Raw genomic sequence first — 20,925 nt, forward strand, 5'->3', positions numbered from 1 at the left:
AATTTTTATTGTTTTAAAATTTTAAAAGTTTTTACATTTCCTTCCATTTCAACGGTTAAAAAGTACAGTCCAGAATTTAATAAGGATATGTCAAATTCTTGATTTCCAGAAACCTTATTCTTATTTATAACTTCCTGACCTATAATATTACGTAATTGTACATTGAATGTGGAGTTAGCTGTAGACGCTACATAGAGAATATTTTGGACAGGATTAGGATACACCTTGAATTCTGAAAAAGCATTTTGCTCTACACCTAATGCATTTTGATTGATACTATTTACAATTAAATCATCAAAAAAGAAACCATCTGCTTCAATTTGATCATCAGATACAAATTGGAAACGAACTTTTATTGTTTCTCCTAAATAATCACTAAGACTAATTTCTTCTAATACCCAATCTGTTTGTGAGCCGTCATATAATGGTTCTCCAGTGGGTTGTCCTGCATTTCCACTTCCAGAATTTGTGAATTTTCCACATTGCGGAATCCAGGAGGCACCATTATCAATAGATACTTCAAATTGCGCGTAATCCCAGTTGTTTTCGATATCCCATTTTGCATAAAATTGAACATTAGCAAATGTGGCATCTGTAAGATCAATATCCTGAGAAAATTCTATGTTTTTGTTTTCATTAGCTCCATAATTTCCAGAAGGAGATTCGGTTATGGATGAATTGGAAGACACAAAAGTAGCTGTAGTCGTAGACCAGCCTGATTGGTTATAATCATTGATATTACTTGCATTATTGTTGACAATTTCTTGTAGTGCTCCAAATTTTTTGGTGACATTTATGGATTCTGTTAGTAAACCTCCGTCTACCTGAATTGTATATGAAATATCTTCGCCAGTAAGCGTAGCATTATCTACTACTATTGTTATATTGTCTGATATATTTGTTCCAATCTGTGTATTTGTATAATTTTTAGGAGCACCTACATTGACTATATTAGACGATATAGGTATAATGGAAACTGTAAAATTTCCATTTCCAGTGATACCTAACCTTTTGAATATATAACTAGCATCAAACGAAGTATTTTCTCCAACAAATACACTACCAGTACTTTCTACTTTTGCATAGTTGTTTGTCATTTTAGCAGCTGTAAGATTTAAATACATCATTTCTTTACAAATTCCATCAATCTGATTAGATGCTGGCCAAAATGAAGTTCCAACTTCTGGTGTGAAAGAGAATATTTTGTTATGGGGTTGTGTGGTACCTCCGTACATAAAATCGTCACTATCTCCTGCAAAAGGAGCATCTCTAAGCGGATTGTAACCATTTTGAGAGGTAAGTTCATCTCCAACGGCTWCAAATATATCTTCATCGGGAGTGGGAGTATTTGCTGCATATGAATACGGATAATACAATAGCTCCCCAAAAGTATGATTGTTTAAAGCGATGACAAATTGATGTTGTTCTGTAAACCATTTCATCGCTTGATTTTCTACTTCAGAAAAAGCACTTGTTCCATGATACGTTTGATCATTAATATTGCTAGAAGAGCCTGGACCTCCCCAAGTTGCATTTGCTGCATTTCCATTTGGATAGTGATCGTAGTTACGATTATTGTCTACTCCATGAGTATTGAATCTGTTTTTCCTCCAAAGACCACCGCCATTTGGGTTGGTAACTTGGTTATACAGATATCCATCAGGATTTATTACTGGAACAAAATACAATTCTGTGTTATCTACAATCTGCTTTATATCTGGATCTGAATCATAATTTTCCAATAGATACCACATGTAATAAATCAGTTGTGATAAACTGGCAGGTTCTCGAGCATGATGAATGGCATCGTATAAAATTTCAGATTCATTTTCATCAACATCTGGGTTATCAGAAATACGAACCCATTGTATCGTGTTACCACCTATAGAAGGAGATACAGAGTTGTCTGGTGTTCCATTAGTAACAAATGTGCTAATATCTGCTCTTGCTGATATTAACGATGGATATTGAGCATGCATAGCATCCAAATTATCCAACATTTCTTGATATGTCAAATATCCTCCCATAGATCCAAGTGCAAAGTTTGCTGGAGTAGGATAGGTATTGGTGGTTCCATTTCCTGAAGAACAAGTAAGGTTTTGAATTGCCTTTTGACTTTTTGCTATTTCATTTCTTCTTATAAAATCAGCCTCTGCATCTTCAATGAGAATTTCTATTTCAAAACCTAGATTTTTTGCAATTTCCAGCTCTTCTTTCGAGAAATCTGAAATTATGAAGAGTCCTTGTTTATGTTGACCATGATCCATAGGAATTCCAGCATTCATTAGTTTGATGAAATTGGCTGGAGTATTATAGATGATTTTAGCCCTGCTGTATGAGGGTTTTGTCTGAGCAAAGCTTAGGGTTGAAATCAAAAAAAATAAGGCGATTAATGATTTTTTCACGGTCTATGTATTAGGTTTTAAATATAATTATTAATGCTTTGATAAAATTGTTATTTATCAAATAGCTATAAGAAGCTGCTATTGGTATATATAACAGTTAGATTATAGTAAACCCTACATTATTTATTTCATTAAATCTAGATCAACACCCTCTTTTCCTGGATTGAGAACTGTAAAGCTCTTGTAAAAGCGCTCTTTAGCTTCATCCCATTTTTTTTCTTTAAATAGATCCGAATAGCTAAAGCTTCTACCGTTCCGATAATAGATGTTTATGAGATATTCGCCATTTGGTTTTATAATGTAATTTTTAAAGACCTTATATTTATCTCTAAACGTAGATTTTAAAACTTTTCTATGATCCTTGTGCCAGCTTAATTTTTTTATAGGTTTTAGGATGTCCAAGATTTACAGTATAATAATGATAAACATTGGCATTTTTTTTATTCTTAAAGTTTTTAGTACAAGCTTTGTGTCGTTTTATAAAAGTTCTATAAGGAGGAATATGTTTGTGATTTTTTTTGTTATTTATATATACAATTGAATCTTTTTTCGGGAATTGATATTTTGCTCTTAGTGTATCACTATAGTGGATAGCCATTATTTTAGTCGTATCAACACCATTTCTAGCAGATAGATATTTAAAAAGCTGTTGCTTTTTTATAGGGTCTATTTTTCCAAAAAAATAAGCAAATCGTATTTTCTTATAGACTGCATCCTCTAAATCAAAGGTAAGTCCATAATAAATAATCGAATTTATCTTTTGATCAAACTTCAGTTTACTGATAAAGTCATTATTTTCATCCAAATAAAGAGTGTCCTTTACTTTTTGAGTAAAAGCATGGTTGGATGTAATAATTAGAAAAATAATACTAAGGTAGTATTTCATTCTTATTGTTTTTCAATCCACTCTCTAGCATTTACAAAGGCTTCTATCCAAGGAGAAACTTCATCTTGTCTTCCATCTGGATAATTTGCCCAGTTCCATTGAAATGTTGAACGTTCAATATGTGGCATCATTACCAAATGTCTACCCGTTTTATCACACATCATAGCCGTATTATAATCAGACCCATTTGGATTTGCTGGATAAGAAGCGTACCCATATTTTGCTACAATATTATACTGATCTTCAGAAAGTGGTAAATGAAACTTACCTTCACCATGAGAAATCCATACACCTAAAGTACTTCCTGCTAATGATGACAACATCACAGAATTGTTCTCCTGTATTTTTACAGATGTAAAATTACTTTCATGTTTATGAGATTCGTTATGATGCATTTTCCCGTGTTCGCTATGATCCGGATTGATAACTTCAAGTTCCATGAATAACTGACATCCATTACAAATACCTACGGATAGTGTATCTTCTCTTTCGAAAAAGTTTTTTAAAGCGTTATTTGCTTTTTCGTTATAAAGGAATGCTCCTGCCCAACCTTTTGCAGAACCTAAAACATCACTATTAGAGAACCCTCCAACAGCACCAATGAATTGAATATCCTCTAGAGTTTCACGACCGGAAATAAGATCGGTCATATGTACATCCTTTACATCAAAACCAGCTAAATACATAGCATTTGCCATTTCTCGCTCTGAATTACTTCCTTTCTCTCGAATGATAGCTGCTTTAGGTTTTGGTTGAGAAGAATCAATTACTGGAAGTTTTCCTGTAAAATGTTTTGGAAATGTATATTGCAGTGGTTGCTCTGCAAAATTTTCATAACGATCATTTGCTAGATCGTTTGCTGTTTGTTTTTGATCTAAAAGATAAGAAGTTTTATACCAAGTCTTTCTTAAGCTTTCAATTTCGAATACATAAGAATCACCACTATTCGTAACCTCTAATGATGCTTTATTCGTAACATTACCAATATTGAAAAATTCTATATTGTTTTGTGATAGTACAGTTTCAATATCTGAATTTGCAGTGCTTTGGAAAACAATACCTGAATTTTCGGCAAAAAGCACTTTAACGGAATCATTTTCACCAAGTTCAGATAAATCAATGTTGGCTCCTAAGTTAACATCTGCAAAACACAATTCTAATAGCGTGGTTATTAATCCACCTGAAGCAATATCGTGCCCAGCAATAATTTTCCCATCTCTAATTAATTGCTGAATCGTATTGAATACATTTTTGAAATTCCCTGCATTTTTAATATTAGGAGTTTCTGAGCCTATTTTGTTTATGATTTGAGAAAAAGAAGATCCACCAAGTTTGAAAGTATCTTGGGATAGATTGATATAATAGATATCACCTCCATTTTTCTTTAAAACAGGTTCTACAATTTTGGTAATGTCATTACAGTTTGCTGCAGCAGAAATAATCACAGTTCCTGGAGAAATTACTTCTTCATTAGGGTATTTCTGCTTCATAGAAAGAGAATCCTTCCCTGTAGGTACATTAATCCCTAAATCGATAGCAAAGTCTGAAATTGCTTTCACTGCTTTATAAAGTCTTGCATCTTCACCTTCGTTTTTACAAGGCCACATCCAGTTTGCGGATAAAGAAACTGATTGTAATCCGTCTTTTAGTGGAGCCCATACAATATTGGTTAGCGCTTCGGCAATTGAGTTTTTACTTCCTGCTTCCGGATTTATCAATCCTGAAATAGGAGAGTGTCCTATAGATGTAGCAATCCCTTCTTTCGAAGTATAATCTAATGCCATAACACCACAATTATTTAGAGGTAACTGTAATGGTCCGGTACATTGCTGTTTCGCAACTTTTCCACCAACACAACGATCTACTTTATTCGTAAGCCAGTCTTTACAAGCAACAGCTTCCAACTGAAGTACTTGTTCTAAATATTGTTGGATATTTTCTTTTTGGTATGATAGCTCTTTATAATTACGATGAATCGTTTTATCATTCATAATCGTTTTAGGAGAGCTACCAAACATATCACTTAATTCCAAATCCATAGGAGTATCTCCATTAGTTTTGGATTGAAAAGTAAAACGATCATCACCTGTTACATCTCCAACCTGATACATAGGAGAACGTTCACGTTCTGCTATGCGTTCTAAGGTTTCTATATCTTTTTGTCCGATGACTAATCCCATTCTCTCCTGAGATTCGTTGCCGATAATTTCTTTAGCAGAAAGTGTAGGATCTCCAACGGGTAGTTTATCTAGATCTATATTTCCTCCAGTTTCTTCTACTAATTCAGACAAGCAATTTAAGTGTCCTCCAGCACCATGATCATGAATAGAAACAATCGTATTTCGATCACTTTCTACCATACCTCTAATAGCGTTTGCAGCTCTTTTTTGCATTTCTGGATTGGAACGCTGAATAGCATTTAATTCGATACCGCTACTAAACTCACCTGTGTCAGCAGAGGATACTGCAGCACCACCCATACCGATTCTATAATTTTCTCCTCCTAGAATAACAATTTTATCGCCAGTAGTTGGTTGGTCTTTTATTGCTTGTTCACTTTTCCCATATCCGATACCACCAGCTTGCATGATAACTTTATCAAATCCTAGTTTTCTGGCATCTTCTTCATGCTCAAAAGTTAATATCGATCCAGTAATAAGTGGTTGTCCAAATTTATTTCCAAAATCTGATGCTCCATTTGAAGCTTTGATTAAAATGTCTACAGGAGTTTGGTATAACCATTTTCTTTCTTCTACGGCTTGTTCCCAAGGGCGATTTTCTTCCAATCTAGAATACGAAGTCATATAAACTGCAGTTCCTGCAAGTGGTAACGATCCTTTTCCACCTGCCAGACGGTCTCTGATTTCTCCACCAGAACCTGTTGCCGCACCATTAAAAGGTTCTACAGTAGTTGGGAAATTGTGAGTTTCCGCTTTTAGCGAAATCACACTGTCGAACATTTTTTCTTCGTAAAAATCTGGTTTATCGGCACTTTTCGGAGCAAACTGAGTTACTTTTGGTCCTTTAATAAAAGCAACATTGTCTTTATACGCAGAAACAATATCATTAGGATTTGTTTCGGAAGTTTTCTTGATTAATTTGAAAAGAGAAGTCGGTTGCTCTTCTCCATCAATGATAAAGGTTCCATTAAATATTTTATGTCTGCAGTGCTCAGAGTTTACTTGAGAAAAACCAAACACTTCAGAATCCGTAAGTTTTCTTCCAATTTTTTTCGAAACACCTTCCAGATATTCAACTTCTTCCGCGCTAAGAGCTAATCCTTCTGTTTTATTGTAGGCGTCAATATCATTAATCTCTTGGATTTCTTCTGGCTTAATATCAATAGTGTAAATATCTTGATCAAGATGACTATATTTCTGAGAAAGCATCGGATCGAAATCAGTAAAATTTGAATCAACAGCTTTGAATTCTTCTATTCGGATGATACCAGAAACACCCATATTTTGGGTGATTTCTACTGCATTGGTACTCCAAGGAGTGATCATTGCGGCTCTAGGACCAACAAAAAAAGCGTCAATAGACGCCGTAGATATTTTAGGTTGGTTTCCGAATAACCAGGTTAATTTTTTACTGTTTTCTGTTGAGATTTCATCAGCAGTTTGTACTGCAAATACTTTCTCATTTTGGTTTCCGAAGAAGTGGATCATGCTCCCAGACTTTGAGTTGTTTTTAATAAGCTGCAAATTTACTACTTTTCTTTAGAAACTGTTCTATAAAACAGGAGTAGAATTATGGAGTTATTCACTAAATTTTGAACAATTTTTCTGGAATAAAAAAAGCGGCTCTTAGGCCGCTTTTTTTATTGTATTAATACCTTTTTAGTAACACTTCTTTCTGCAGAAATTATTTCTACCAATAACATCCCTTGTGGGAGGTTAGATATTTGGGTGTTTTCTAATAAATTCTTCTTCGAAAATATCAATTTTCCAGTAATATCATAAATATTTGTTTCTGCACCAGCAATATTAGCAAGGTTTATCGTTATACTTCCGTCTGAAGATGGATTCGGATATAGTGTAATCAGTTTTTCTAAGTTAAGATCATCAATGCCCAGTGCAGGATCATAACAGTTCCAAGATAAATCATCAATAATTACTCTATCACTTGTAGTGGTCTTATCTGTAAAAGAAACTATAATATTTCCAGTAATATCAATGTTATTTATAGTAGTGGTTTCCTGAACATCACTGTAGGGTATTGTTCCTACTGTAGTTCCGTTAACTCTAAGGTTAAATGTTCCAGTACCACCACTAAAAGCTCTTAAGGTAGTTACAGTTAATGACCCAATTCCTCCAGAAATTGAAGAAGATGTTAGTTCGCCATCTCTAATAGTAATTGCACTTCCTGTTAATGTTTGATCTGTTCTGGCGTCTGTAGCTGTCCATTCTCCGCCGTCATCACCAGTCCATGTGCGTTCAGAATATGAACTAGAAGCCGCTCCAATGTTACTAAATGTTTCGGTGGCGCAATCCGTTCCGCCAGTTCCGCCTGCTAATGTAGTTCCATTTACAGCGGTACTTTGAGCAGATTCATTGCCAGCTGCGTCTTTTGCTAAAACAGTAAAGGAATACGTTGTTTCAGGATCTAGTCCTGTAATCGTAGTGCTTGTTCCAGTTACCGTTTTGTTGAATGCTGAATTTACAAAAACATCATATCCTGTTACTGCTGTATTATCAGTAGAAGCAGTCCAGGAAAGATCAATACTGTTTGAAGTTTCATTAGAAACTGATAATCCCATCGGAACGGATGGTGCTTCTGTGTCTGTGTTAAAAATACCCCATCTATCTTCGGCATTTGGCCCACCCCAAATTAAGGTTGCTAAATATGGATTATCAATAAAAGGGTTTCTGTTTCCTTGTGCATAAGTTCCATTACTCTCATGGTAATTATTTCGATTATCTTCAAGAGAAGAAACAGGATCTTCAGCATTCCATTCTAAGAAAAGATCAATCATATCATCAGGAGTATTGCTATTATCACCAATACCTACAGCACTTGGTAAACATCTATCACCATATCTAACGTACATAAACATCATCATTCTTGCTACATCTCCTTTCCATTCATCTCCAGGATACCAATTGGCTCCAACGGTTCCAGAATTTCCACTACCATCTGCGAATGGCCTGTTGGCTCTGGTTCCATTGCGTTGTACATCCGTTGGTCTTAAATGGTGTGCATCAGCTCCTGGACCTTCTGTTCCAAGAGGAGGATTTCCTAAAGATTGCGGATATGAATGTTCACGGTTCCAATCACCTACATTTCCTCCATTACTAGTTTTGCTTCTAGAAATGTCATTTGTTACATCGGAATCTGACCCATCTTCCCATCCATATAATAGAATAACGTTATCCGTATTATTAGCATCTTCATCTGTAATTCGACTAGCTTCCCAGATACCAGGAGTATAAGAAAGAAAGTTTGTATGTGTATTTGTGATTTTTGTGGCTAATTCTGCTTTTAGTGCCACTCCCGTTAATGTAAGGTCTACATCATCATAATATGTTTGTTGTGCTTGGCTACTTAAAAAACCAATTAAAAACAACAGAAGTAAGTAATTTTTCATCTCACGTATAAAAAGTTATTATTTTGTAAAGGCAAAGGTACTGCTTTTCTGAGGTTTATTATGTTGAAGACTTTGACTTGTTTGAGGTATTTCTAAAAAGTGATTAGAATCAATGTGAGTTTTCTCCTTATAGACCTAGCTCTTTTTTGTATTTAGGAGATCGTATTTTTATATTTTTTAGATATCGATTTCCTAAACTAACTTTCACATCTTTTTTGTAAAATATTTCTTCTTCAGTTTTATACGTGGTATAATTATTATCAATAAATTCCTTTTTGTATTCGATTCTTCCTGTAACCGTATTAAAATCCCAGTTTACTATGTATTCAAATGCTAATAGGGAGAAACTATGATGAGCTACCAGTTCAAAGTCATTGTTTTGAAATCTATAGGTATCAACATATCTCCATTTATCAAGAGCTTTCGGATAGTAGGAATGACTGATTATTAACATTCCATCAGTTATATCTATACTTTCAAAATCATCATGCTCATTTGGATCAAATGCACCATCTAGTCCTTCTTGTATTGCATTTCTTGATTTCTTCCATACCTTCCAACTTCCTTCAGATGATTTCAATATCTGAATTTCTCTTATGCTTTTCTCTGCATTCGTTGTGTCTTTTATATTGTAAACAATTACTTTTTCATCAATTCCATCCTTATCTAAATCTCCCATAACCTGATCGCGTATTTCGTAGCCTACGGGTACAATTAATTCTTGTGCAAATAGAAACAGATTGAGTAATATCAGAATTATTGTAAAGCTTTTTTTCATATAAAGCTATGGAGCTAATGCTCTTTTTTGTGAATTCTAAAAAGCAGAGTTTTTGTCTTGATTTTCCTTGAAAATATGGTATCAGTTACCTTTTGAATTATACAATGACAAGGTCGTTTGACGCATCCAAATTTGTTTTTTCTATTAGTATTACATTAATAGCTTCGATATCTTCTTCTTCAAGAACTTTGGTTGCTATTCTAACTTTTTTAAGTTTATTTTCTTCATCGTGGTAATGAATCTCTAAGAATTTATTGACAGTATTGAATTTCTTTATATTCTCAAACTTGATGAATTTTTTTGAAGCAATGGCTCCTAGCTTAATTTCTAAATAAGACTCATATACTTTTACAATTTTTAGATTATTGTTTAGTACGGCTATGATTAAGTATAGAACCCCAATTCCGATCAGCATTGAAAAACCAGTTACAGCAAAAAATATAAAACCACTTGCAAGCATAATAAATGCTACTATTAGATTTTGATTGATGATTTTTTTTCTTAGGGAAATTTCTTGTAAAGCTTTCATGTGTTCAATGTTTTAATGAATTTATCCTCTTTTATCTGATTCAGGTTTTTTCTAGCGCCCATTGCTCCAATTAATCCAATAGGCATGAAGACTACACTGCCAATTAAAAATAGGATACTCCCAGTTTTAGGTTTGCCAGTCAAAATTATGGCGATACCGATACAGTTTAGAATAAAAAAAGGAAAGGTGATCCAGAAAATAATAACACTATCCTGACTTTGAGAGAAAAAAGTTAGATAGATGGTTAGCATTTGAATAGCCAACCAAATAATCATTAGAGGATTAATGAATTTCATTGTGCAGTTTTATTTGTTAGAGTTGGTTTTTTAGTACACAACAAATATCAAACTTGAGGAGCGTTCTAAACACCCCATTTTCAGTGAAATTGATTTAAAAAGATTCGTATTCGACTTAAATTTGTTCTTATTTTCTTTCTAATAAAGCCATGTAAAATCCATCGAATCCAGATGTTGAAGAAAGTACTTTTTTATCTTTTATAAAGGTGAATTCTTTCCCTATTTCTTTAGTTAAGAATGTTTTTACTTGCTCCTGATTTTCAGAAGGCAATATGGAACAAGTAGCGTAAACTAATTTCCCTCCTGGTTTTACCATTTTAGAGTAACTCTCTAATAAATCGGATTGTGTTTTTTTGATTTTTTCCAGAAATTCAGGCTGTAATTTCCATTTAGCATCTGGATTTCTACTTAAAACCCCTAATCCACTACAAGGTGCGTCGATAAGAACACGATCAGCTTTCTGATGAAGTTTTTTAATGTCTTTTGAGCTTTCGATTACTCTGGTTTCTATATTATGGGCACCTGCTCGTCTAGCTCTTCTTTTTAGTTCTTTTAACTTATTGCCATAAATATCCATAGCAATTACTTGGCCTTTGTTTTCCATTAAGGCGGCGAGATGCAATGTTTTTCCACCAGCTCCCGCACAGGTATCTACGATGCGTTGTCCTTGTTTTACATCTAAAAAGCCAGCAACTAATTGAGAAGAAGCGTCCTGTACTTCAAACAATCCCTTTTTAAAAGCTTCTGTAGAAAATACATTAGCTCTCTCTGTAAGTTGCAATGCAGATGGATATCCTTTGATAAACTCCGTATCGATATTTTCATCTTCTAAAATACCTCTCAGTTTATCTCTAGAAATCTTTAGTGTATTTGCTCTTAGCACAACAGGTGCTTGCTGATTAAGCGCTGCAATTTCTTTTTCCCAAATAACTCCAAGTTCTTGCTCTCCTAATTCATCCATCCAATCAGGAATGGATTCTCTATACTTCCTAGTTTTACTTAATTCATCAAAACGCCCTTTAATGCGTCTTGTTGGAGTTGGTCCAATTTGTTTCCAATCAGGTAGTGTGATTCCTCTTAAGGTCGCCCAAACAGCAAATATTCTCCATAGATTTTCTCTGGTAAATGGTTCAGAAACATTGGCTATTTCTGCATATAAACGTTTCCATCGAACAATATCGTAGGTAGTTTCTGCAACGAAACTCCTATCTCTAGAGCCCCATCTTTTATCACGCTTTAATAATTTTTGAACTACTTTATCAGCATAAGCATGCTCATTAAAAATTTCATTAAGTCCATCAATTACGGCAAAAACCAGATTTCTATGTAAACGCATCCTTTATTTTTTTAAGGGATGCAAAGGTAACTCTTTGCTTTAGAATAGTATTATATTTGAGCAAAAATATTGTGTATGAGATTTTTACTATCGTTAGTAATGCTATTGCTTTTTATAAGTTGTAAAACTCAAGAGTCTAAAGTTATAAACCATAATTTTTCTGAAGTTACTGTAGTTCCGTTTTTTAATGATTCTGTCAGTATTCGAGCAATTACTATTTCGGATGATGAGATTTTGTTTGCTGGTAGTAATAATATGTATGGTACATTTCAAATTGACGAAAACCTTGAGATAAAGAATAAAAAAATCAATACGATTGATTTTGAAGGAAAGAAAATTCAATTTAGGTCGATTGCTAGTACAAAAACGGATTTTTTTGTATTGAGTATTGCTTCACCAGCCTTGCTATTTAAAATAAGTAAAGAAAGTGTAGAAACGAAATTAGTTTATGAAGAAGCACATGAAAAGGTGTTTTATGATGCTATTGCTTTTTGGAACGATCAGGAAGGTATAGCTATGGGCGATCCGACAGAAGATTGCTTATCGATCATTATTACCAGAGATGGAGGAGAGCATTGGACCAAAATTTCTTGTGATCAATTGCCAAAAGCTGTAAAAGGAGAAGCAGCTTTTGCAGCAAGTAATGGAAATATCAAAATAATAGGAGATGAAGTATGGATTGTTTCTGGAGGAATAGCGTCTAGAGTCTTTTATTCTTCAGATAAAGGGAAAACCTGGACAGTTTTTAATACACCTATCATTCAAGGAAAAGAGACCTCTGGAGCCTATTCGATGGATTTTTATGATAAGGATAACGGAATTATTTTTGGAGGAGATTATACAAAACCAGAAGATAATAATAAGAATAAAGCGATTACCAATGATGGCGGTAAGACCTGGAAGCTTGTAGCGGATGGAGTAGGAGCAGGTTACAAAAGTTGTATTCGATATATTCCTAATAGTGGAGGTAAAGAAATGGTGACCGTTGGTTTTACCGGAATTTCAATCTCTAATGATGCTGGAAATACTTGGAAAGAATTAAGTAATGAGAGTTTTTATACTCTTCGATTTATAAATGATAGTACTGCTATTGCTGCTGGAAAAAATAGAATAGCAAAGGTATCTTTTAAATAAAAAAGCTTTCCAAATAAAGTTTAGTACTTTTTGGAAAGCTTTTGTTCTAACTTTTAATTTGCTCTTCGCCTATCCCGTAATTGTTTTAAAAGACGTTTATTAAAATCCATTTCGGCTTTTATCAGCTTTAGAATTTTTTTATGCGGAATTACTTTCTGGAGATTACTAATTAGTTTTTTACGAGCTTGAAACTTTTGTTCTTCAGCAGAAAGATAATTATTCAAGAAACCTTCTGCTTGCTCTTCGGTAATGTTATTAAAACCGTTTGCTTCTTTTATAGCACGTATAGATTTGCGTTCGCTTCGTTTTAGGTTGTCCATGGTTTCCTCATGCTCATTATAAATGGGCCAAAATTGCTGCGCTTCTTTACTGCTTAAATCTAATTGTTCTGTAATGTATGCTATTTTTAATGCTTTTACCTTTCCTCTTGGTCCTCTTTGGCCAAAGGATAGATTCATAGTAAAAATCATCAAACATAGTAGTAGTATCTTTTTCATGTGTTCTTTTTTATTCTACATATATCATATCTTCCGATAACTCTTCATCATAGAGATAGTCTTCTAATTCTTCTTCGCTAATTTCTTCATCCACAAAAGTATTCGCTAAACTTGTTTCCTCATCTAATAATTCGGCAATTTCTAAATCACTGAATTCTACATTACCATCATCAAAATACTCCTGAATATCTGCAATTTCTACACTGCTGAAAGGATCTTCGATTTTTGAACCAGAAGGAAGTGCTATAGATATCAAAATAGCAATCATGGCTGCAAGACCAGAAACATATACAATGTTCTTACGAGAAAATAACGAGATTACTTTGGATTCTTTATGAGAACCAACTGTTTGTTCTAAAACTTTACTTTCTAATGTGTTAAAATAATTGTCTGGAGTTTTAAAAGAATTCTTAGCTATTGTATCTAATACAGCAGTTTCTTCTTTATGTTTAGGAAGCTTCTGTAATAGTTGCTCTTCGAAATTATCCAAATATCCTTTTGGCGCAGTAAATCCTGATGTTAATGCGTCGGATAGGGTAGAAGAGTCTTCTTTATCTTTGGAAATTTTATCAAAAAGTTTCTCCTCGAAATTCTCGAAATAATCTTTTGGAACTTTAAATCCTTCTTTGTCGTTATGTAAATTCTTCTTTTTCACTATTTATAAGACGATGTAAATGTAAAAAGGTTTAATTAGTTTTTAAGAATTCTTCAATTTTTTTAGAAGCAAGATGGTAAGAAGCTTTCAAGGCTCCTTCACTCGTCTCTAAAATCTCTGATATTTCTTTGTATTTCAATTCCTGAAAATATTTCATATTAAATACTTGTTGTTGTTTTTGGGGTAATTGAGCTATGGCCTTTTGTAATTTAAGTTGTATCTCATCTCCTTCAAAATATACATCTGCTTCTAAGTTTTGAATCAGTTGTTGTTGTAGTTCTTCATTACTGATATTGTATTTTCTTGCTTTTTGGTTTAAAAAGGTAATGGATTCATTGGTTGCAATACGGTACATCCAAGAGTATAGTTTACTTTCGCCTTTAAATTTCCCTATGTTTTTATATACCTTAATGAATACATTCTGTAGCACATCATCTGTATCATCATGACTTTTTACCATATTTCGTATGTGCCAATACAATCGTTCCTTATATAAAGAAACGAGTTGAGTAAAGGCATGATTAATGTCTTTATCAGTTTGTAAGGCTATAAGTAAGTTTTCTTCTTCTCGAACGTTCAAAAGTAAATTATAGTTTAAAGGTTAGTGTTCGTTAATTTACTCTTAGACTAATTTACAGAAAAAAGGTTTAATTCATTTCTGAATATTTTTTTGTAGGAATTTGTAGGAATAAAATATATAAAACAAGTTTAAATACATTTTTTTTAGATAAAAAGTAAATTTTGTTTGGAAATTTGAAAAAAAGCTATATCTTTGTAATGTAATTATGAATTAAGACATTCATTCTCCCCAAGATGAAATGTTTTCAGATAAATTGAGTTTTTATTTTATAAAATGCCCCCTAGATTAAGATGATTTGTTTCAAGAAAGAGTACTGAAAAGTACTCTTTTCTGTTTTCTATGGGTTTTATTTAAAAATTATATATTTTTTTGATTTTTGTTAAATTAGTAAGAAAAAGACTACTTTTTTATTTAATTCGAATTTTTATATAGTTAAAATGCATTTTTTTTAGATAAAATGGCAAAATAATTTGGTGTAATGAAAAAATGTATTATCTTTACATTGTAATTAAGAGTTAGTACTTTCATTTCCCCCAAAGTGAAAGTTTTTAATAAAAGTTAGTTTTAATTTTAGATTAAGCCCCTAAATTAAGATGATTTGTGTGAAGAAAAAGAGTGCGAGAGCACTCTTTTTTATTTTTATAAGTGTATAGTTTCGAAAAATAGTGTTGATATACAATTTTTATAATTGAAGGAAAAATATTACAAAATATCATATTTTATGTGTTATAAATGTTAAAATGCATTTTTTTTAGACAAAAAACACAAAAAAGTTTGCGTATCCGAATTTTGGTTGTATATTTACCACGTGAAAATGAGTTAGTGCTTTCATTTCCCCCAAAGTGAGAGTTTTTATAAAAAGTGAGTTTTAATTTTAGATTAAGCCCCTAAATTAAGATGATTTGTGTGAAGAAAAAGAGTGTGGAGACACTCTTTTTTGTTTTTATATAACTGATAATCAGTAATTAACTATCGAAAGATTGCATAGTTACTAACTTTTGATAGGCTCCGTTTTTAGCAATAAGTTCTTCATGAGTACCTTGTTCTACAATTTTTCCTTTTTGCATTACAACGATTAAATCCGAATTTTGTATCGTAGATAACCTATGAGCTATTACAATACTAGTTCTGTTTTTCATCATGTTCTCTAAGGCTGATTGTACCAATCGTTCGCTTTCGGTATCCAATGCAGAGGTAGCTTCATCTAAGATCATAATTGGAGGATTTTTAAGAACCGCTCGTGCAATAGAAAGTCTTTGTTTCTGTCCTCCACTCAGTTTATTACCACTATCTCCAATGTTAGTATCAATACCTTTCGGTAAATCTTTTACGAATTCCCAGGCATTGGCAATCTTCAAAGCTTCCAGTATTTCTTCGTCTGTAGCTGTTTCATCACCAATAAGCAGGTTATTTTTAATAGTGTCATTAAACAATATAGAATCTTGAGTTACCAAACCCATTAATCCTCTTAAGGAATTTTTACTAAGATCTCTAATGTCTATGTCGTCTATTTTGATAACACCTTTATTTACATCATAAAATCTAGTGACTAGATTGGCAATGGTAGATTTACCACTTCCTGATTGTCCAACAAGAGCTACAGATTTTCCTTTTGGAACTTTTAAGGAGAAATCATTCAATACATATTCATCTTCATATTTGAACGATATGTTTTCTAAAAGAATATCTGAGTTAAAACTATCTTTATCTTTTGCAGTCGGTTTGTCTTGTAGTGGAGATGTTGTATTCAAAATTGCCAACACACGCTCTGCCGCAGCATTTCCTCGTTTTACACCATAACTGGCTTTAGAAATAGCTTTTGCAGGCGTCAATATATTATAAGCAAGACCCATATAGACAATAAAAAGACTTGGATCAAGGGTTTTCTCAACGAGTACCATTTGTCCTCCAAACCATAATAATATTGCGATGACTGCAATTCCTAAAAACTCACTTGTAGGCGAAGCAAGATTTTGTCTATTTAATAAGGTATTGGAATAATTATAAAATCTTGATGTAGAATCTCCGAATTTCTTACCAAAAATCTTCTCCGCATTAAACCCTTTAATCACTTTAAGACCACCAAGTGTTTCCTCTACAATCGAAAGGAAAAAACCTTGTTCTTGTTGAACTTGATCAGAATGTTTTTTTAACTTTTTACCAATCAATGATATTAGAAAACCGGAAACAGGTATAAAGACAAATACAAAAATAGTAAGCTTCACACTGATTAATAACATCGCAAAAATTGTGAAAAGAATCATTAAAGGTTCTCTAACAATTAATTCCAATATAGAGAGAAAAGAATGTTGTATTTCTAAAACATCTGTAGAAATTCTGGCAATGGTATCACCTTTTCGTTTTTCGGAAAAATAAGAAAGCGGCAAGTCAACCGTTTTCTCATATAGTTCATTTCTAATATCTTTTAGTACTCCATTTCTCAAAAATGTAATGAAATACATCGCTAAATAGCTAAAAATATTTTTAAAAAAGAACATACTGATGACCAATATCACCATGAATATCAGAACATCTTCGTTTCCTTGCTCYGCTTTTTGGGTAACAAAATAATTGAGGTAATTCTCAGAATATTCTCTAACCTTAAGAATACCTAACCATTCTGGTTCTTCATGTACTCTTTTAGTTTTGTCAAATAAAACACTTAGCATCGGGAATAAAGAAACCATTGCTAAAGTTCCGAATAATGCGTAAAAAATATTAGAAATTATATTTAAAACAGCATAGATTCTATAAGGCTTCGCAAAGCGAAGAATTTGTTTAAAGTAATTCATTCATTGTTTAGAGACGATACGATTACCGTCATTAATTTATTTGTAAATCTTTTTTGATGGCTGCAATTTTAGTATTCAGTTTTTGTTCCACAGTATCAAAAGCTGACAAATCGTCAATAGATTCTTGCACACTCATATAGAACTTAATTTTTGGTTCTGTTCCACTTGGTCTTGCAGCAATTTTACTTCCTGATTCTGTATAGAAAATCAATACATTAGATTTTGGGATTTCAATAGTACTTTCTGTTTTGTCTAAAACATTGGTAGCAATACTGGTTTGGTAATCCTCAATAAGCACTATTTGTTCATTATTTAAATGAGTAGGAGGATTATTTCTTAAATCCACCATAGTTTGTTTGATTTCTTCAGCTCCTTTAATTCCTTTTTTAACTAAGGAAACTAGATTTTCTTTATAAAAACCATGCTCTTGGTACAGATGTAATAACTCTTGATAAAAAGAACTTCCGTTGGCTTTTGTAAAGGCAACAATCTCACAAGCCAATAGCGTAGAGGTAACCGCATCTTTATCACGTACAAAATCTCCAACCATATAGCCGAAACTTTCTTCGCCACCACCAATAAAATGCTTTTCAGGAAAATCTTTGATCAGTTTTGCAATCCATTTAAATCCTGTTAATACTTCCATGTATTCTACATTGTAAGCAGTAGCTAGATTTTTCATCATTGGCGTAGATACAATGGTAGATGCAATAAATTCATTTCCTTTTAAAAGACCTTTTTCTTTATAATGTTTTAATAAAAACCAGGTCATTACAATCATCGTCTGGTTTCCGTTGAGTAACTGTAATTCTCCATCAGTATTTCTCACGGCTATTCCCAAACGATCACAATCAGGATCCGTTCCGATCACAATATCAGCATCAACTTTGTTGGCAAGTTCCATAGCCATTGCGAGTGCTTCAGGCTCTTCTGGATTCGGAGATTTTACTGTTGGAAAATTTCCATCAGGCACTTCTTGTTCTTTCACGATATGTACATTGCTGTATCCTGCTTTTTTTAAGGTATCAGGAACTGCCGTGATGGATGTGCCGTGTAAAGAAGTAAATACAATAGTAGTATTGTCTTTGGCATCTTGGCTAGCTGCAAAACTTCCATTCTTTACACTATTTTCTATAAAAGGAACATCAATTTCGGTATCAATCTTTTGAATAAGATCTGCATTGGTATCAAACTGAATATCGGCATAGTTCAAAGAATTGATTTCTGCAATGATCTCACCGTCTTGTGGTGGTACCAATTGACCACCATCTTGCCAATATACTTTGTATCCGTTATATTCTGGTGGATTATGACTAGCGGTTAATACAATTCCGCAGTGACAACCTAATTCTTTTACAGCATACGAAAGTTCTGGAGTAGGTCGCAAGCTAGAGAAAAGATATACTTTAATACCATTAGCAGAAAATACATTAGCTACTACTTCGGCTAACGTATCACTATTGTTACGACAATCATAAGCAATAACGGTTTTGATTTCTTCTCCAGAAAATACTTTTTTCAGATAATTGCTTAATCCTTGCGTACTTTTTCCTAAAGTATATTTATTAATACGATTGGTTCCCACACCCATTACACCACGCATTCCTCCAGTTCCAAACTCCAGATCTTTATAAAAGCTCTCTTTTAATGCATCAGCATCTTGCTTTTGTAAGTTTGTGATTTCTTCTTTTGTTTGCTCGTCAAAAATTGGTGATAACCACTCTTCAACTCTGGTTTGTAGTGAGGTGTCTGATATTTGCATGTTTCTAGGTTTTAGTAACAAAAATACTATTTAATTTTCGTTTGTGGGGTGCTTAGAAAAGGTCGTATTTGGTTAAACTTTGGTTATATATTCGTCTATTAAAAAATCCTCAATTTGTCGCCTGTAATTTTAACAATACCCTTATTTCAATAGGGTTTTACAGGTGAATTTTTTCGGAAATATGATATCGTTCTTTAGTCCTTTTGCTGGTTAGCATGATTTCTCCTAGAAAGCCAGCCAGGAAAAATTGCGTTCCTAAAATCATAGCAGTTAAGGCAATATAAAATTCCGGGCGTTGCGCTATTAATCTTCCTTTTTTGGCAATAAACAATTTATCAATTCCTAAGTATAATGAAAAACAAAAACCAATAATAAATAATATGGTTCCTATCAGTCCAAAGAAATGCATGGGTCTTTTACCAAAACGCGACATAAACCAAATGGTTATCAAATCTAGGAATCCATTGACAAAGCGGTTCATTCCAAATTTGGTTTTACCATATTTTCTGGCTTGGTGTAATACTACTTTTTCGCCAATTTTACCAAAACCTGCATTCTTTGCCAATACAGGAATATATCGATGCATTTCACCATGTACATCTATATGTTTTACTACTTCGTTTTTATAGGCTTTTAGGCCACAATTAAAATCGTGGAGTTTTAAACCTGATGTTTTTCGAGCGGCAGCATTAAAAAGTTTCGAAGGCAAGTTTTTAGCAATGACAGAATCATAGCGTTTCTTTTTCCAACCAGAGATCAAATCATATCCTTCTTTGGTAATGAGATCATACAACTCCGGAATTTCCTCAGGATTGTCTTGTAAATCTGCATCCATGGTAATAATAACCTCTCCAGTAGCGGCTTCAAAACCTGCATGTAGCGCCTGAGATTTACCATAATTTTTTAAAAACTGTATCCCTTTTACATTGGCATCTTGCTGAGATAAAGTAGTGATCGTTTCCCAAGAACCATCAGTACTTCCGTCATCAATAAATAGAATTTCGTAGCTATATTGATGCGTTTGCATCACTTTGATAATCCACTGATACAATTCTGTAAGAGATTCTTTTTCGTTTAATAAAGGTATTACTACAGAAATATCCATTTATTTTGATGCTTCTTTCGTTTTATAAATTGATCCTACCAGTAGGGATATTACTGCTCCCAAAAACACAAACCAAATCGTATACATAATCACTCCAAAATACGATTTACTATGATCCTGATTTGCCAGATTTTGCTTAGTTTGCTCCACTTGATCAGGTGTAAATTGTTCTGTAAATCGCAATGTCATATTGGTTTGAAAATCCGGATCGATATACATATCATATATATATGCCATCGTACAGTAAAACAATCCAATAACTCCCATAATAATGATTCCTGTTTTTAGGGCATCGATAATGGTTAGGGGAGTTTTATGCTGTTTGTATTTTTTGATTACAAATACAATAATATATACCTCTAAGATAAATGCTAATACAAAAGTAAGGTAGTATGCAATAGGAGAGAGCTCTAGTATTCTGAATAAATAATCTAATGTTACTCTTGCAATTCCTGATATGATGGCAACTTTAAGAATGTATGAGATAAAATTTTTCTGAGAAATCTCCATGTACAATAGTAAAATGATTTGGTTGACAAATATAGGTATTCCTTCGTAAGAAAATTGCATAAAAAAAATGGAT

Annotated in this window: 16 protein-coding genes; 1 reads left to right on the forward strand and 15 read right to left on the reverse strand. The window is 33.1% G+C overall.

All coding sequences use genetic code 11. The features are described from left to right. Positions 1 to 5: 5 nt before the first annotated feature. The 8 genes from GBO31_RS09475 to GBO31_RS09510 all read right to left on the reverse strand — a co-directional run bounded on the left by GBO31_RS09475 (position 6) and on the right by GBO31_RS09510 (position 11,817). Entirely contained in the window at positions 6 to 2,405 is a 2,400-nt protein-coding gene (locus GBO31_RS09475; RefSeq protein ID WP_219008094.1) for a M14 family zinc carboxypeptidase, read from the reverse strand. Between the two features lie 352 nt (positions 2,406 to 2,757). Then, positions 2,758 to 3,291 carry a hypothetical protein gene (locus GBO31_RS09480; RefSeq protein WP_219008095.1) on the reverse strand — a complete coding sequence of 178 codons (534 nt, stop codon included), beginning with the start codon at positions 3,289 to 3,291 and terminating at the stop codon, positions 2,758 to 2,760. 2 nt (positions 3,292 to 3,293) lie between these two features. After that, a complete protein-coding gene (gene purL, locus GBO31_RS09485) occupies positions 3,294 to 6,959 on the reverse strand; it encodes a phosphoribosylformylglycinamidine synthase (RefSeq protein WP_219008096.1) in 3,666 nt (1,221 codons plus the stop codon). 152 nt (positions 6,960 to 7,111) lie between these two features. Beyond that, on the reverse strand, positions 7,112 to 8,878 hold the full coding sequence (locus GBO31_RS09490) for an endonuclease (RefSeq protein ID WP_219008097.1): 1,767 nt from the start codon (positions 8,876 to 8,878) through the stop codon (positions 7,112 to 7,114). A gap of 127 nt (positions 8,879 to 9,005) precedes the next feature. Further along, the gene (locus GBO31_RS09495; RefSeq protein ID WP_219008098.1) at positions 9,006 to 9,656 is read right to left on the reverse strand and encodes a hypothetical protein; all 651 of its coding nucleotides are present in this window, start codon (positions 9,654 to 9,656) and stop codon (positions 9,006 to 9,008) included. Positions 9,657 to 9,753: 97 nt separating this feature from the next. Beyond that, complete coding sequence (locus GBO31_RS09500; RefSeq protein WP_219008099.1) at positions 9,754 to 10,185, reverse strand: hypothetical protein; 432 nt, start codon at positions 10,183 to 10,185, stop codon at positions 9,754 to 9,756. Continuing rightward, the gene (locus tag GBO31_RS09505) at positions 10,182 to 10,481 is read right to left on the reverse strand and encodes a hypothetical protein (RefSeq protein WP_219008100.1); all 300 of its coding nucleotides are present in this window, start codon (positions 10,479 to 10,481) and stop codon (positions 10,182 to 10,184) included. The genes GBO31_RS09500 and GBO31_RS09505 overlap by 4 nt, the downstream gene beginning before the upstream one ends. A 127-nt stretch (positions 10,482 to 10,608) precedes the next feature. Beyond that, positions 10,609 to 11,817: an RsmB/NOP family class I SAM-dependent RNA methyltransferase gene (locus tag GBO31_RS09510; protein ID WP_219008101.1), complete on the reverse strand. Its 1,209-nt coding sequence runs from the start codon at positions 11,815 to 11,817 to the stop codon at positions 10,609 to 10,611. 75 nt (positions 11,818 to 11,892) lie between these two features. Here GBO31_RS09510 and GBO31_RS09515 point away from each other — a divergent pair, with 75 nt between their 5' ends. Next, on the forward strand, positions 11,893 to 12,951 hold the full coding sequence (locus GBO31_RS09515; protein WP_219008102.1) for a WD40/YVTN/BNR-like repeat-containing protein: 1,059 nt from the start codon (positions 11,893 to 11,895) through the stop codon (positions 12,949 to 12,951). Between the two features lie 53 nt (positions 12,952 to 13,004). On the opposite strand, the gene GBO31_RS09520 is transcribed toward GBO31_RS09515, so the two are convergent. From GBO31_RS09520 to GBO31_RS09550, 7 genes are all read right to left on the reverse strand, one after another. After that, positions 13,005 to 13,448, reverse strand: a complete 444-nt coding sequence (locus tag GBO31_RS09520) for a sensor of ECF-type sigma factor (RefSeq protein WP_219008103.1) — start codon at positions 13,446 to 13,448, stop codon at positions 13,005 to 13,007. Positions 13,449 to 13,458: 10 nt separating this feature from the next. Next, positions 13,459 to 14,103 (reverse strand): hypothetical protein, encoded by a 645-nt coding sequence (locus tag GBO31_RS09525; protein WP_219008104.1) that lies wholly within the window; start codon positions 14,101 to 14,103, stop codon positions 13,459 to 13,461. A 31-nt stretch (positions 14,104 to 14,134) separates the two neighbouring features. Continuing rightward, a complete protein-coding gene (locus GBO31_RS09530) occupies positions 14,135 to 14,653 on the reverse strand; it encodes an RNA polymerase sigma factor (protein ID WP_429725729.1) in 519 nt (172 codons plus the stop codon). Positions 14,654 to 15,648: 995 nt separating this feature from the next. Next, positions 15,649 to 17,475, reverse strand: a complete 1,827-nt coding sequence (locus GBO31_RS09535; protein ID WP_219008106.1) for an ABC transporter ATP-binding protein — start codon at positions 17,473 to 17,475, stop codon at positions 15,649 to 15,651. Positions 17,476 to 17,506: 31 nt separating this feature from the next. Then, complete coding sequence (locus GBO31_RS09540) at positions 17,507 to 19,237, reverse strand: phospho-sugar mutase (RefSeq protein ID WP_219008107.1); 1,731 nt, start codon at positions 19,235 to 19,237, stop codon at positions 17,507 to 17,509. 157 nt (positions 19,238 to 19,394) lie between these two features. Then, positions 19,395 to 20,342: a glycosyltransferase family 2 protein gene (locus GBO31_RS09545; protein WP_219008108.1), complete on the reverse strand. Its 948-nt coding sequence runs from the start codon at positions 20,340 to 20,342 to the stop codon at positions 19,395 to 19,397. Further along, the gene (locus GBO31_RS09550) at positions 20,343 to 20,912 is read right to left on the reverse strand and encodes a DUF4199 domain-containing protein (protein ID WP_219008109.1); all 570 of its coding nucleotides are present in this window, start codon (positions 20,910 to 20,912) and stop codon (positions 20,343 to 20,345) included. Positions 20,913 to 20,925 lie beyond the last annotated feature (13 nt).

It is taken from the genome of Aquimarina litoralis (assembly GCF_019295435.1).
Lineage (GTDB): Bacteria > Bacteroidota > Bacteroidia > Flavobacteriales > Flavobacteriaceae > Aquimarina > Aquimarina litoralis_A.